This window comes from Streptomyces acidiscabies, from assembly GCF_020010905.1.
Taxonomy (GTDB): Bacteria; Actinomycetota; Actinomycetes; order Streptomycetales; family Streptomycetaceae; genus Streptomyces; species Streptomyces acidiscabies.
Window position 1 is genome coordinate 4,952,225 of sequence record NZ_JAGJBY010000001.1, and the last position, 12,746, is coordinate 4,964,970.

The 12,746-nt window shown below is 69.9% G+C and carries 16 protein-coding genes; 3 read left to right on the forward strand and 13 right to left on the reverse strand.

Annotated elements, in window-relative coordinates:
• Positions 1-26: 26 nt before the first annotated feature.
• The 12 genes from J8M50_RS22730 to J8M50_RS22785 form a co-directional block, all read right to left on the reverse strand.
• Positions 27-566: a TetR/AcrR family transcriptional regulator gene (locus tag J8M50_RS22730; RefSeq protein WP_010356112.1), complete on the reverse strand. Its 540-nt coding sequence runs from the start codon at positions 564-566 to the stop codon at positions 27-29.
• A gap of 25 nt (positions 567-591) precedes the next feature.
• Positions 592-1,065 (reverse strand): nuclear transport factor 2 family protein, encoded by a 474-nt coding sequence (locus J8M50_RS22735; protein ID WP_010356111.1) that lies wholly within the window; start codon positions 1,063-1,065, stop codon positions 592-594.
• Between the two features lie 73 nt (positions 1,066-1,138).
• Entirely contained in the window at positions 1,139-1,756 is a 618-nt protein-coding gene (locus tag J8M50_RS22740) for a LuxR C-terminal-related transcriptional regulator (protein WP_010356109.1), read from the reverse strand.
• A gap of 76 nt (positions 1,757-1,832) precedes the next feature.
• Complete coding sequence (locus J8M50_RS22745) at positions 1,833-2,564, reverse strand: DUF418 domain-containing protein (protein ID WP_223786247.1); 732 nt, start codon at positions 2,562-2,564, stop codon at positions 1,833-1,835.
• 147 nt (positions 2,565-2,711) lie between these two features.
• Complete coding sequence (gene thpD, locus J8M50_RS22750) at positions 2,712-3,599, reverse strand: ectoine hydroxylase (RefSeq protein WP_010356106.1); 888 nt, start codon at positions 3,597-3,599, stop codon at positions 2,712-2,714.
• A gap of 4 nt (positions 3,600-3,603) precedes the next feature.
• A complete protein-coding gene (locus J8M50_RS22755) occupies positions 3,604-3,999 on the reverse strand; it encodes an ectoine synthase (protein ID WP_010356105.1) in 396 nt (131 codons plus the stop codon).
• Positions 4,000-4,053: 54 nt separating this feature from the next.
• Positions 4,054-5,316 (reverse strand): diaminobutyrate--2-oxoglutarate transaminase, encoded by a 1,263-nt coding sequence (gene ectB / locus J8M50_RS22760; RefSeq protein ID WP_010356103.1) that lies wholly within the window; start codon positions 5,314-5,316, stop codon positions 4,054-4,056.
• Positions 5,317-5,354: 38 nt separating this feature from the next.
• Positions 5,355-5,840 carry a diaminobutyrate acetyltransferase gene (gene ectA / locus J8M50_RS22765; protein WP_010356101.1) on the reverse strand — a complete coding sequence of 162 codons (486 nt, stop codon included), beginning with the start codon at positions 5,838-5,840 and terminating at the stop codon, positions 5,355-5,357.
• A gap of 73 nt (positions 5,841-5,913) precedes the next feature.
• Positions 5,914-6,723 (reverse strand): ectoine/hydroxyectoine ABC transporter ATP-binding protein EhuA, encoded by an 810-nt coding sequence (gene ehuA, locus J8M50_RS22770; protein WP_370516644.1) that lies wholly within the window; start codon positions 6,721-6,723, stop codon positions 5,914-5,916.
• A 1-nt stretch (position 6,724) separates the two neighbouring features.
• A complete protein-coding gene (gene ehuD / locus J8M50_RS22775; RefSeq protein WP_010356099.1) occupies positions 6,725-7,369 on the reverse strand; it encodes an ectoine/hydroxyectoine ABC transporter permease subunit EhuD in 645 nt (214 codons plus the stop codon).
• On the reverse strand, positions 7,366-8,061 hold the full coding sequence (gene ehuC, locus J8M50_RS22780; protein WP_010356098.1) for an ectoine/hydroxyectoine ABC transporter permease subunit EhuC: 696 nt from the start codon (positions 8,059-8,061) through the stop codon (positions 7,366-7,368). The genes ehuD and ehuC overlap by 4 nt, the downstream gene beginning before the upstream one ends.
• Positions 8,062-8,076: 15 nt before the next feature.
• Positions 8,077-8,964 carry a transporter substrate-binding domain-containing protein gene (locus J8M50_RS22785; protein WP_010356096.1) on the reverse strand — a complete coding sequence of 296 codons (888 nt, stop codon included), beginning with the start codon at positions 8,962-8,964 and terminating at the stop codon, positions 8,077-8,079.
• Between the two features lie 324 nt (positions 8,965-9,288).
• On the opposite strand from J8M50_RS22785, the gene J8M50_RS22790 reads away from it, so the two are divergent.
• Together J8M50_RS22790 and J8M50_RS22795 are read left to right on the forward strand one after the other, a co-directional pair.
• Positions 9,289-9,684 (forward strand): MerR family transcriptional regulator, encoded by a 396-nt coding sequence (locus tag J8M50_RS22790; protein WP_010356095.1) that lies wholly within the window; start codon positions 9,289-9,291, stop codon positions 9,682-9,684.
• Positions 9,685-9,729: 45 nt separating this feature from the next.
• Complete coding sequence (locus J8M50_RS22795) at positions 9,730-11,184, forward strand: MFS transporter (protein ID WP_010356094.1); 1,455 nt, start codon at positions 9,730-9,732, stop codon at positions 11,182-11,184.
• Positions 11,185-11,233: 49 nt separating this feature from the next.
• Here the strand turns inward: J8M50_RS22795 and J8M50_RS22800 are convergent, their stop codons facing one another.
• Positions 11,234-11,578 carry a winged helix-turn-helix transcriptional regulator gene (locus tag J8M50_RS22800; protein WP_010356093.1) on the reverse strand — a complete coding sequence of 115 codons (345 nt, stop codon included), beginning with the start codon at positions 11,576-11,578 and terminating at the stop codon, positions 11,234-11,236.
• 96 nt (positions 11,579-11,674) lie between these two features.
• Here J8M50_RS22800 and J8M50_RS22805 point away from each other — a divergent pair, with 96 nt between their 5' ends.
• The gene (locus J8M50_RS22805) at positions 11,675-12,556 is read left to right on the forward strand and encodes an NAD(P)-dependent oxidoreductase (protein WP_010356092.1); all 882 of its coding nucleotides are present in this window, start codon (positions 11,675-11,677) and stop codon (positions 12,554-12,556) included.
• Positions 12,557-12,746 lie beyond the last annotated feature (190 nt).

Genomic DNA, 12,746 nt, shown 5'->3' on the forward strand with positions numbered 1-12,746 from the left:
GTCGTCGTCGAACTGCCGGTGCCGGGTCAGCGAGTCGTGAGGACGTGTGCCCACGGCTCGTCGACGTCGGCCAGGCCCAGCACGGCGACCACGTTGTCCAGCATCCCCGCGCCGAACCAGCGCCGTACGGCCTCGTCGTCGCCCAGCAGTTGGCGGACGGTGTCGACCTGCTTGGCGTAGCACCGGCGTACGGCCTGCGCCACCAGCGGCTCGCCGACGGCGCAGTTCGCGTGCATCAGGAAACGCAGGATGTTCCGGTCCGCGACGAGTGCGGCGTAGGCGCCGCGCGCGGCATCCGACGCCGCTTCGGGCGCCCCGTCCGAGGCCGGTGCGTGAGCGAGCAGCGTGTCGGTCATGACGACGGAGACGTGGTCGACCACCGCCGCGAACAGTGCTTCCTTGTTCGGGTACAGGCGGTAGAGATACGGCTGGGAGATGCCGACCCACTCCGCGATCTCGTGCGTCGTCGTACCGTAGAAGCCCTTTTGTGCGAAGCAGCCGACCGCGGCGGCCATGATGGTCCGACGGCGTTCGTCGCTCTTCGTGCTGGTACCGGCGGCAGGCATGGGCGTCAGTCAAACACGGCTTCCCTCAGCCGCCAAAAGTCACGCTGAGGTCAGAATCGGACGGCACGTCGTCGGGCGTGAGCGCCTCGATCGCCACCAACGGGTTCCAGTAGTCCAGGTAGTGGGTGATGCGCGCGTCGTCATCGGTCCGGACGACGGAGATGCACGTCTGCTCGTACGGCTTGCCGGTCGGTAGCGCCGTGCCCTTCGAACGGAACTCGGCGATCACCAGACTCGGGTCGACGGTGTCGTGGAAGACCAGGTCGACGAACTCGACGTCGAAGGTCTCGGGAAAGTTGCTCATGTGCGCGACCAGTGCGTCGCGCCCCGTCACCCGCTGGGGCACGCCGGCCGGCGCGTACGGGAACTCGAGCACCGCGTCCGGGGCGAACAGCTCCACCCATGCGTCGACCCGTCCTGCGGCGGTGAGGCGCAGGTGCTCGGCCAGGGTGTGCTGGGCGGCGGCGCGGCGGGCGGCGTCGTCTTTCGTGGCTGCCATCTTCACTCCTACATTAGTGGTCGACCTATAACTTACCAGGTCGCCGATGACGGCCAGGCTCATCAGGACGGCGTCACGGCCCCGCGCGGCTCGCCATGAGCGCTGCCTCTACCCGCGTGTGCACGCCCAGTTCGGACAGCACGCTCTGGACGTGCGTCTTGGCCGTGCTCTCCTCGATGTGCAGGTGCCGGGCGATCTGCGTGTTGGTCATCGCGCGGCCGAGGAGCGCGAGGACGTCGCGCTCGCGGGGCGTCAGGCCGGTGGGGAGGGGGACGGGGTCCTCGTGGGCGACGCGGGTGATCAGGCGGAGCGTGGGGCCGGGGGAGACGAAGCCCTCGCCCCGGGCCACCGCGCGGATGCCCTCCAGGAGCGTCGTCGCCGGATCGTGCTTGAGGACGAAACCGGCCGCGCCCGCGCGCAGGACGCCGAAGAGGTACTCGTCCAGGTCGAAGGTCGTCAGCGAGAGGACGGCCGGCGCGCCGGGGCGGGCCGTGATCCGGCGGGTGGCCTCTGTGCCGTCCGTGTGCGGCATCCGGACGTCCATCACGACGACGTCGGGACGCAGTCGCTCCGCGTCGATCATGATGCGCATGCTGGTGCGCACCATGTCCTGGTCGTCGGCGAGGAGTACGGAGACGGCCCGGTCAGGGGCGTGCTCTGCGGCAGAGGCAGCAACGCTTCCACGGTCCACCCCCTCCCTCCCGCACCCCCGCACGGGCCCGCCCACCGCACAGCGCCGCCCGCCCGCGCCGACCAGGCATGGCGGTTCACGTTGGCCAGCGCCTCCTGAAGAATCCGGTACGCCGCGAGGTCCACCACACTCGGCAACCGCACCGGCACCCCCTCCACAACGACCTCCACCTCGGCGCCGGACCGCCGGGCCAACTCCTCGACGTGCGCCAGCGAGGGCGGCGGAGCCGTCGAGCACCTCCCTCCGGCGTCACCGCACTGCGCCGCACATGCCCCGGCGCGGTGATCCGCATCGCCACCGCGCTCAGCCGGTTGGCGACCACATCGTGCAACTCCCGCGCCAGCCGCACCCGTTCGTCGTGTGCGGCGGACCGCGCGTCCAACTCCCGCAGCCGCTCGGCCTGCGCGGCCCGAGCCGTGGCCAACTGGAGCCGCCCGCGCACCGCGAACGCCGCGACGCACCCGCCGAGCACGCCGACGGCGGCGACCCGCATCCGGTCCGTACCCTCCGCGATCTGCCCGAAGACGACGACCCATACGGCGGCCTGCGCCATCGTCGGCAACAGCCTCGGCTCGGGCAGCAGCACGAACCCCGTCCACGCGATCACCGTCCCCACCGCACCCAGCGGACCGAGCCCGAGGCCCCACGCACTGAACGCGACCATCGCGAGCACGTTCTGGAGCATGTAGCACGACAACGCCGTACGGCCCACCCCCGCCAACTGCCGCGCCAGGAACCCGCGTCCGCCACCGCGTCGCAGCAGCACCAGGATCAGCCCCAGGTACCCGAACGCCACTCGTACCGCCACGGCCACCGGTACCCGCGCCGCATCGCGGAGTCGAACCGGATGGCCATGCCGACCCCGAACAGGATCGACAGCAGGGAGCGGATTCCCCCGCCGCCCACCTCCCCCGAAGTGAGGGAACCCGCCTCATCACTTCGGGGGAGAGACCCGCTACTTGACCGGTGTGAAGTCCCGCGCGCCGATGAACTCGGGCCGGCGGACCGGCGCCGCGAACGGCTCCACCGCCTCGTTGTCCACGCTGTTGAAGACGACGAACAGGTTGGAGCGGGGGTAGGGGGTGATGTTGTCGCCGGAGCCGTGCATCGCGTTGCAGTCGAACCAGACCGCCGATCCGGCGGGGCCGGTGAAGAGGCGGATGCCGTGGGCGTCGGACAGTTCGGTCAGGGCCTGGTGGGACGGGGTGCCCGCGTCCTGCATCTGGAGGGACCGCTTGTAGTTGTCGCGCGGAGTCTCCCCGGCACACCCCAGGAACGTCCGGTGCGAGCCCGGCATGATCATGAGGCCGCCGTTGGTGTCCAGGTTGGGGGTGAGCGCGATCGACACCGACACCGTGCGCATACGAGGGAGGCCGTCCTCCGCGTGCCACGTCTCGAAGTCCGAGTGCCAGTAGAAGCCGGACGCGCCGAAACCGGGCTTGACGTTGATGCGGGACTGGTGGACGTACACGTCGGAGCCGAGGATCTGACGGGCCCGGCCCGCGACGCGTTCGTCACGGACGAGGTCGGCGAAGACCTCGCTGATCCGGTGCACCTCGAAGACCGAACGGACCTCGCCGGAGCGGGGTTCGACGATGGCGCGTTCGTCGGCGCGGACCGAGGGGTCGGTCAGGAGGCGGTCCAACTCGGCGCGGTAGCGGGTCACTTCGGCCGGTTCGATGAGCCGGTCGACCGCGAGGAAGCCGTCCTCGTCGTAGGAGGCGAGGTCGGCCGGGGTGATCGGTCCGGGGGTGCCGGGGGGCGACCAGACGACCGGGTCCTGACGGGGGGTCGTGACTTCGCGGGGGCCACGGCTCGGGTAGAGGTCGGTGAGCGTGGTCATGGGATCAGTCCTCCAGGAGCAGGGGATAGACGCCGTTCTCGTCGTGGTCCTCACGGCCGGTGACGGGCGGGTTGAACACGCACACGCACCGGAAGTCGGTCTTTGGCCGCAGGGTGTGCCGCTCGTGGCCGTCGAGGAGGTACATCGTGCCGGGGGAGATGAGGTGGGTGAGGCCGGTCTCGTCGTCGGTGAGCTCCGCCTCGCCCTCGACGCACAGGACCGCTTCGACGTGGTTCGCGTACCACATGCTGGTCTCGGTCCCGGCGTACAACACCGTCTCGTGCAGCGAGAACCCGACCTTCTCGCGGGCGAGGACGATGCGTTTGCTCTCCCAGGTGCCGGACTTGGACCGGACGTGACGGTCGGTGTTCTCGATCTCCGCGAGGGATCTGATGATCATGTTTACGCCAATCTTTTTGTATGCCGTGCCGGTGTGCCGTGTCCGCGCCTCCGCTCAGCCCGACGCCCGCACAGCCCGTTCGAGAATGTCCAGCCCCTCGTCCAGCTCCGCCTCACTCACCGTCAGAGCCGGCAGCAGCTTCACGACCCCCCCCTGCGGCCCCGACGTCTCCAGCAGCAACCCCCGCTCGAAGGCCCGCGCACACACCTCGGACGCCCGCTCCGGGTCCTCGAACTCGACCCCCCACACCAGCCCCCGCCCCCGGCAGGACGCCCCGGCGTTCTCCGCGCACAGCGCGAGCAGCCGCTGTTCGACCTGTTCACCGAGCCGCGCCGTACGCAACTCCGTCTCCTTGTCGGCCCAGTACGTGTGCAGCGCGGCGGTCGCCGTCACGAACGCGGGGTTGTTCCCCCGGAACGTCCCGTTGTGCTCGCCCGGCTCCCACAGGTCGAGCTCCGGCTTGAACAGCGTGAGCGCCATCGGCAGCCCGTACCCGCTGATGGACTTCGACACGGTGACGATGTCCGGCGTGATCCCCGCCTCCTCGAAGGAGAAGAACGACCCCGTACGACCGCACCCCATCTGGATGTCGTCGACGATGAGCAGCATGTCGTGCCGCTCGCACAGCGCCGCGAGCCCGCGCAGCCACTCGGGCCGGGCGACGTTGATCCCGCCCTCGCCCTGCACGGTCTCGACGATGACGGCCGCCGGATGGTTCAGCCCGGACCCGGTGTCCGCGAGGAGCCGCTCGAACCACAGGAAGTCCGGGACCTGCCCGTCGAGGTAGTCGTCGAACGGCATCGGCGTCCCGTGGACCAGCGGAATCCCGGCCCCGGCCCGCTTGAACGCGTTCCCGGTGACCGCGAGCGACCCCAGCGTCATCCCGTGGAAGGCGTTGGTGAACGAGACGACGGACTCCCGCCCCTTCGCCTTGCGCGCCAGCTTCAGCGCGGACTCCACCGCGTTGGTCCCCGTCGGCCCCGGGAACATCACCTTGTACGGCAGGCCGCGCGGCTTGAGGACGAGGTCGTGGAAGCTTTCGAGGAAGGCCCGCTTGGCGGTGGTCGCCATGTCCAGGCCGTGCGTGATGCCGTCGTTCTCCAGGTAGTCGAGCAACGCGCGTTTGAGTACGGGGTTGTTGTGGCCGTAGTTGAGGGAACCGGCACCGGCGAAGAAGTCCAGGTAGCGGCGACCGTCCTCGGACCACAGATGGCTGCCCCGGGCCTGGTCGAAGACCACGGGCCAGCCCCGGCAGTAGCTGCGGACCTCGGACTCCAGCAGTTCGAACGTGCTCAAGGGCGTCTCGATGGTGGTCATGCGGGTACTCCAGACAAAGGTGTGGGGGAAAGGGTGGTTCAGCGAAGGGGGCCGATGCGGTGCAGCACCTCGGGCCTGTGCCCGTCGCCGGGGAACAGCTCGTCGTCGAAGAGGACGGTCTCCTCGACACCGGCCCCGTGCCGCTTCGCGTACGACGCGAAGAGCGCGCGCGAGGCCGCGTTGTCCGGCGTGATGGTGGTTTCCACGGAAGACGCGGCGACCCGTACGGTCAGCGCGTCGAGCAGGGCGCCGGCGAGGCCCCGGCCCTGGTGGGTGTCGTCCACGGCGATCTGCCAGACGAAGAGGGTGCCGGGCCGGTCGGGCCGCAGATAGCCGGTGACGAACGCGACCGGTTCACCCTCGTGCCGCGCGACGGCCGAGGTGTCCGCGAAGTCACGGCACCAAAGGAGGTAGCTGTAGGGGGAGTTGAGGTCGAGAACCCGGGAGTCACGGGCGATGCGCCACAGCGCGGCACCGTCGTCCACGGTCGGTCGGTCGATGGTCAGGGCAGGCTGAAAGGGCATGAGTCCCTAGGGTCGGGAACGGGGGCACGAGCGGGGGAGCGGTACGGCGGACTGCGCGCCGGCGTACGGGAGTTCACAGCACGGCGCTCAGGAATTCCCGCGTACGGCGGTGGCTCGGCGCGTTGAAGAGCTGCTCGGGGCTCCCCGCCTCCACGACCCGGCCCGCGTCGAACATCAGGACCTCGTCGGAGACGTCCCGCGCGAACCCCATCTCGTGGGTGACGCACAGCAGTGTGATGTCGGTCGTGGACGCGATCTCCCGCAGCAGGTCGAGGACACCGGAGACGAGTTCGGGGTCCAGCGCCGAGGTCACCTCGTCGAGCAGCAGGATCTCCGGCTCCATGGCCAACGCCCGTGCGATGGCGACGCGTTGCTGCTGCCCGCCGGACAGCCGCGTCGGATGCTCCAGCGCCTTGTCCGCGAGGCCGACCATGTCGAGGAGTTCCCGCGCCCGTTCCTCGGCCTGCTCCTTGGGCCGGCCGAGAGCGCGTACGGGGGCCTCGGTGATGTTGCGCAGGACGTTCATGTGCGGGAACAGGTTGAAGTGCTGGAACACCATGCCGATCCTTCGCCGGACCTGCCGCAGGTGCTTCTCGTCGGCGGGTTTCAGGGAGCCGTCGTCCGCGCGCCGGTGCGACAGCGGTTCGCCGTCCACCCAGATCACGCCGTCCGACACCCGCTCCAGCGTCATCAGCAGCCGCAGGATGGTGGTCTTGCCGGAGCCGGACGGGCCGATCAGCGTGATGTGCCGGCCGCGTTCGACACGGAAGTCCAGCTCGTCGAGGACGGTGTGCTCGCCGTAGCGCTTGACGACCCGTTCGAAGCGGATCATCGGCGGCACGGTCACAGCACTGTCCGGATCTTCATGGGGCTGGGGTGCGATGTCAGTGGCCAAGGCGTTGCTCCAGTTTCCGCAGGGCGAGCGAGGTGGGGTAGCTCGCCAGCAGGAAGACCAGTCCGGCGAGGGTGAAGGCTTCGGGGTAGGCGAAGTGGTCGGCGCCGTACTCGCGGGCCTGCGCGACCATCTCCGACACCGTGATCACGGCGAGGAACGGGGTCTCCTTGAACATGGCGATCGCGTAGTTGCCGAGCGCCGGCAGCACCGTACGGACCGCCTGCGGCAGGACGACGTCCCGCCAGGTCCGCGCCGGCGACAGCGACAGGGCCCGCGCGGCCTCCCACTGGCCCTTCGGTACGGCGTCGATGCCGGCGCGGTACACCTCGGCGAGGTATGCGGAGTAGTGGATGCCGAGCACCGCGACACCGATCGTCAGCGGCGAGACGGAGGTGAACACCGCGTACGCGCCCACGAGTTGGACCAGCAGTGGGGTGGAGCGCACGAACTCCAGGACCGCCTTCAGGGGGAACGTCACCAGGCGGCTGGGCGCACGCCCGCCGATGGCCAGCGCGAGGCCGAGGACGGCGGCGACGAGAGTGCCCAACACCGTTGCCAGGACAGTGGTCTTGAAGCCTTCGAGCAGCAGGGGGAGCGCCTCGCGGGCGGCCTCCCAGTCCCATTGATAGTTCACGAGCGACCCCCGCTCATAGCCATCGAGGTTCGTCCGAGGCGGGCGGCGGCGTGCCGCTCCAGCACCCGCATCCCGGCCGTGAGCAGCCACGCCAGCACGAAGTACAGGACCAGCAGCATCAGATACGCGGGCACCGTCTCGCCCGTACGGTCACGCAGCGTCTGGACCACCGTCGTCAGATCCGCCACCGAGATCAGCCACAGCAGCGGCGTCGCCTTCAGCATCTGGATCAGGAGGTTCGTGAACGGCGGGATCATCTGCGGCCACGCCTGCGGCAGCACGATGCGGTAAAGCCGTTGCAGCGGAGTGAAGTTGAGCGCCACGGCGGCCTCACGCTGCGGGCCGGGCACGGCGGCGAGCGCGCCCCGGACGACCTCGGAGCCGTACGCCCCGTAGTTCAGGCCGAACGCGAGGACCCCGCAGACCAGCGGGCCGAACTCGTACCCCGTCAGCAGCGGGAACGCGTAGTACAGCCAGAAGAGTTGGATGTACAGGGACGTGCCCCGGAAGAACTCGACGACGATCCGCGACGTCCAGCGCAGGGCGCGCGGGCGGGCCTCGGCGGCCAGGCCGCACGCGAACGCGACGGCGACGGCGAGCAGCGCGCCGAGCGCGGTCGCTTTGACGGTCACCCACAACCCCGAGCCGACCGAGGGGAGTTCGGAGAAGAAGACGGACAGGAAGTCACCCATGGCCGTACCTCCGCGTCACGCGGCGCACAGGTGCGCGGTCGTCAGGTTCGCGGGCGGCAGTTCGGCGGCGGTGAATCCGTACGGGGAGAGCAGCCTCACGTACCGGGCGCGGTCCGAAGTGACCTTCCGCAGCTCGGTGTTGAAGGCGTCCCGCAGCGAGGTCGCGCTCTTGCGGAAGACGGCGCCGCCCGGACTGTACTGCTTGACCCCGCCGACCATCGGTACGAACGGCTCGGTGACCTGGAGTCCCTTGTTCGTCCTCGCCAGCCAGCGCAGCGAGATGCCGGTGAGGACGAAGGCGTCGATCCGCCCGTTCTTCACGGCGTCCGCGCCGTCCTGCGGCTTCGTGAGCGTCTTGACCTTGCCGGACGAGATCCCGGCCGCCTCCACGTACCCCTTCTCGGCGGCTCCCGACATCACCCCGAGGGTGACCCCGGCCCGCTTCGCCGACTCCAGGTCCGTGAGCTTCTTCGGGTTGCCCGCCGGGACCATCATCGCGGTCGGCGAGATGAACTCCGGCTCCGAGAAGGCGGCCTTCTCGCAGCGGTCGGGGAGGATCGCCATGCCGGCGCTGATCACCTCGTACTTGCCCGCCAGAAGACCCGGGATCAGCCCGTCCCACTCCGAGAACACCGGCCGCAGCTCCGGCACGCCGAGCGCCTTGAACACCTCGGCGTGCAGCGCGGGCGCCTCCCCCTTGAGGTCGCCGCCCTCCTCGAATCCGTACGGCGCCTCGTTCGCATATGCGACTTTGACGTACCCCCGCTTCCTGAGGCTTGCGAGCAGATCCGCGTCGTTCGCGCCCCCGCTCTCGGTCTTGCTGCATGCTGCGACCCCCGCGAGGGCCCCGGCCGAGGCAAGGCCGAGGAGCCGGCGGCGGGTCAGGACGGTCTGGCTGAGCATCAAGTGGTCCTCTGATCGAGCAAACGTTTTCGTCGTGCCGGGGCGCCTGCCCGGACTCGGAGTTGTATGTCCGCCGACCTGCCAGTGTTATGGGCTCGTGTCCGGAGTGTTTCGAGATCTTTAGCGAGGATCGGGTTTAGGACGCCACCGCTCGGTCCATGTGTGAACCGGCAGGTCGAAGCGGGGAGATGGGGTGAACCTTTCGGCCGACCGGGAATGCGCACGGCGCCGGGTGCCCGCGGTGGCGGGAAATGAGCGGGCGTCTACGGCGACGCGCTATGAAAGAGCGCCGTACGGCACGACAGAGAGAAGGGCACACCCCGCGTGAGCAGCGAGCACATGCAGATCGGCGAGGTCGCCGCACGCACCGAACTGTCGCTGCGCACGATCCGCACCTACGAGGACGCCGGCCTCGTCACCCCCTCCGCCCGCTCCCAGGGCGGCTTCCGCCTCTACACCGAGTCCGACGTGGCCCGCCTCATGGTCATCCGCCGCATGGCGCCCCTCGGCTTCACCCTGGACGAGACGCGGGCCCTCCTGGAGGCCATGGACCGCCTGGACTCCGGCATCCACCTCATGCCCCGCGAACGCGCCCGCCTCCTCGACCGCATCCGGGGCGTGGAGCGGGCCGCGCAGCACCGGGTGGCGGACCTGCGCACGCAGTTGGACCGGGCGCAGGAGTTCGCGGACACCCTCGCGGGACGACTCGCCCGCAGATGAGTTCCGGCCCGGGGGATCTGGGCACTCGGGGCTCGGGAGGATGTCATGAGCGTGGTCGAGGACAGTGGAACGACGATCGTCACGGACATTCCCGCCCGGCTGGACCGGCTGCCCTGGTCGCGGTGGCACTGGACCGTCGTGATCGGGCTCGGGACCGTGTGGGTGCTCGACGGGCTTGAGGTCACCGTCGTCGGGAACATCGCGGGACGGCTCGCCGAGGACGGGAGCGGCCTCGCGATCACCTCCGGGCAGATCACGGGGCTGGCCGCCGCGCTGTACGTCGCCGGGGCGTGTTTCGGCGCCCTGTTCTGGGGGCGGCTCACCGACCGGTTCGGGCGGCGCCGGCTCTTCATGGTCACCCTCGCGGTGTACCTCGCGGCCACCGCGTTGACGGCGGTCGCCTGGGAGGCCTGGTGGTTCTTCCTGTTCCGGTTCCTCACCGGGTTCGGCATCGGGGGCGAGTACGCGGCCATCAACTCCGCGATCGACGAACTGATCCCGGCGGACTACCGGGGCCGGGTCGACCTCGTCATCAACGGGAGTTTCTGGCTCGGCGCGGTCGGGGGTTCGCTGCTGTCCGTCGTCGCCCTCGACACCGGGCTCCTGCCCAGGGACGTCGGCTGGCGGCTGACGTTCGCGCTGGGCGCCGTCCTCGCGCTGGTGATCCTGCTCGTGCGCCGGCATGTTCCCGAGAGTCCACGGTGGCTGCTGATCCATGGGCGGGAGCGGGAGGCGGAGGAGATCGTCGCGGGGATCGAGCGGCGGGTGGAGGCCGAGACCGGGGTCGAACTGCCCGCGCCCGACGGCGAGTTGGAGATCCGGCAGCGCGACGCCGTGACCTTCCTGGAGATCGCCCGCACCGTCTTCGGCCGCTACCGCAGGCGCGCCGTCCTCGGCTTCTCCCTCTTCATCGGCCAGGCGTTCCTCTACAACGCCATCACCTTCGGCTTCGGGGCCATCCTCACCACGTTCTACGACATCCCGGCCGACCGCACGGGCTACTACTTCGCCGTCATCGCGGCCGGCAACTTCTGTGGCCCCCTGCTGCTGGGCAGGCTCTTCGACACGGTCGGCCGCCGCGTGATGATCTCCGGCACCTACCTCCTCTCGGGCGCCCTCCTGTTCGCGACGGCCTGGCTCTTCGGCCAAGGCGCCCTGGACGCGGGCACGTTGACGGCCTGCTGGTGCGCCGTCCTCTTCTTCGCCTCGGCCGGTGCCTCCAGCGCGTACCTCACGGTCTCCGAGATCTTCCCCATGGAGACCCGCGCCATGTCGATCGCCTTCTTCTACGCCCTCGGCACAGCGGCGGGCGGCATCAGCGGCCCTCTCCTCTTCGCGGACCTCACGGAGACGGGCCGCGTGGCCGACACGGTGCTGGCCTTCTCGATCGGCGCGGGTCTGATGTGCGCGGCGGGTCTGGTGGCCGTGGTGCTGGCGGTCTCGGCCGAACGCCGGTCCCTGGAGGACATCGCGAGGCCGCTGTCCGCGCTGCGGAAGTGACGCCGGGAAGCACGAGGCTGAACGGTGGCCGGGCGATCAGCCCCCCACCTCAGCCCCTCACCCCGGCCCGCCCCCGCCCCCACGCGGCCAACGGCCCCAGCGCCTCGTTCAGCCGCACCCCGTCCTCGGTCAGCGAGTACTCGACCCGAGGCGGCACCTCGTCGTACGAGACGCGCAGCACCACCCCGTCCGTCTCCATCTCCCGCAGATGGGAGGCGAGGACCTTCTCGGTGACCCCCGGCAGCAGACGCCGCAGCTCACCGAAGCGCCGGCAGGGGTGTTCGTGCAGGGCCCACAGGATCAGCACCTTCCACTTGCCGCCGATCACCTCCATCGCCGTGTCGATGCCGCAGGCGTGTCCGTCCGGTCCGCCCGGCCGGTTCAGTGTCGTCATCCCGCACCCTTCCGACGTGCTCGCTCACCCCGGGGTAACCACCCACTCCGAAGTGCGTACTTGATCATCTCAGGGCCCGCGACGAGCCTGATCGGCATGACACAGAACGCAGTTGAGAAGACCTCACTCACCCTGCTCGGCCTCGGCGCGATGGGCACCGAACTGGCCCGCGCCTGGCTCTCCGCCGGTCACCCGCTCACCGTCTGGAACCGCACCCCGTCCCGCGCCGCCGCCCTCGCGGCCGAAGGAGCGCACGTCGCGGACACCGCCGCCGAGGCGGTCGCCGCGAACTCCCTGGTCGTCGTCTGCCTGTTGGACGACGATACGGTCGAAAAGGCGCTGTCCGACACCGACTTGACGGGCCGCGACCTGGTGAACCTGACCACCAGTACCCCCGCCCAGGCCCGCGCCCGCGCGCAGTGGGCCCGCGAGCGCGGCGCCCGCTACCTGGACGGCGGGATCATGGCCGTCCCCCCGATGATCGGCGTACCCGAAGCCGGCGGATACGTCTTCTACAGCGGCTCGCGGGAGCTGTTCGAGCAGCACCGGGAGACCTTGGCCGCCCCGGTCGCCACCACCTATGTCGGCGACGACGCGGGTTTCGCGGCCCTGTACGACGTGGCACTGCTCAGCGCGATGTACGGGATGTTCGCCGGGGCCGCGCACGCCTTCGCCCTGATCCGCAAGGAGGGCATCGACCCCACGGCGCTCGCCCCGCTGCTCGCCGACTGGCTCACGGCGATGGCCCCGGCGGTGCACCAGACCGCCGACCAGCTGCGGACCGGCGACTACACCGAGGGCGTCGTCTCGTCCCTCGCCATGCAGACGGCCGGTACGCCGACCTTCCTGAACACCGCCGAACAGCAGGGCGTCAGCACCGAACTGCTCGCCCCGTACTTCGCGTTGATGCGCCGTCGTCTCGCCGAGGGCGGCGGTGAGGAGAGCCTGACGGGGGTCGTCGACCTCCTGGTGCACTGAACCGCCGTACAAACAGCGACAAGCCACGAAGTGACCGACCCACATGATTTCTTCACGTGAGTGGCGGTCGGGGGGTGTGTGAAAGCTGAAGTAACTCGCCTACGATCCCAGCAGGCCCGGCTCGATCCCGGTTTCCCCGGTCTGACCTGGTGAAACTCGTCCGCTTCGCGGCAGAGCCGGGCGCGTTGGA

What these genes read in the sequence shown, in the direction of transcription:
- J8M50_RS22800 (WP_010356093.1), bottom strand. Translation starts at nt 11,578, where the DNA reads ATGACGACACTGAACCGGCCGGGCGGACCGGACGGACACGCCTGCGGC.
- ehuC (WP_010356098.1), bottom strand. Translation starts at nt 8,061, where the DNA reads ATGGGTGACTTCCTGTCCGTCTTCTTCTCCGAACTCCCCTCGGTCGGC.
- ectB (WP_010356103.1), bottom strand. Translation starts at nt 5,316, where the DNA reads ATGACCACCATCGAGACGCCCTTGAGCACGTTCGAACTGCTGGAGTCC.
- J8M50_RS22785 (WP_010356096.1), bottom strand. Translation starts at nt 8,964, where the DNA reads ATGCTCAGCCAGACCGTCCTGACCCGCCGCCGGCTCCTCGGCCTTGCC.
- J8M50_RS22755 (WP_010356105.1), bottom strand. Translation starts at nt 3,999, where the DNA reads ATGATCATCAGATCCCTCGCGGAGATCGAGAACACCGACCGTCACGTC.
- thpD (WP_010356106.1), bottom strand. Translation starts at nt 3,599, where the DNA reads ATGACCACGCTCACCGACCTCTACCCGAGCCGTGGCCCCCGCGAAGTC.
- J8M50_RS22735 (WP_010356111.1), bottom strand. Translation starts at nt 1,065, where the DNA reads ATGGCAGCCACGAAAGACGACGCCGCCCGCCGCGCCGCCGCCCAGCAC.
- J8M50_RS22795 (WP_010356094.1), top strand. Translation starts at nt 9,730, where the DNA reads ATGAGCGTGGTCGAGGACAGTGGAACGACGATCGTCACGGACATTCCC.
- ectA (WP_010356101.1), bottom strand. Translation starts at nt 5,840, where the DNA reads ATGCCCTTTCAGCCTGCCCTGACCATCGACCGACCGACCGTGGACGAC.
- J8M50_RS22805 (WP_010356092.1), top strand. Translation starts at nt 11,675, where the DNA reads ATGACACAGAACGCAGTTGAGAAGACCTCACTCACCCTGCTCGGCCTC.
- J8M50_RS22730 (WP_010356112.1), bottom strand. Translation starts at nt 566, where the DNA reads ATGCCTGCCGCCGGTACCAGCACGAAGAGCGACGAACGCCGTCGGACC.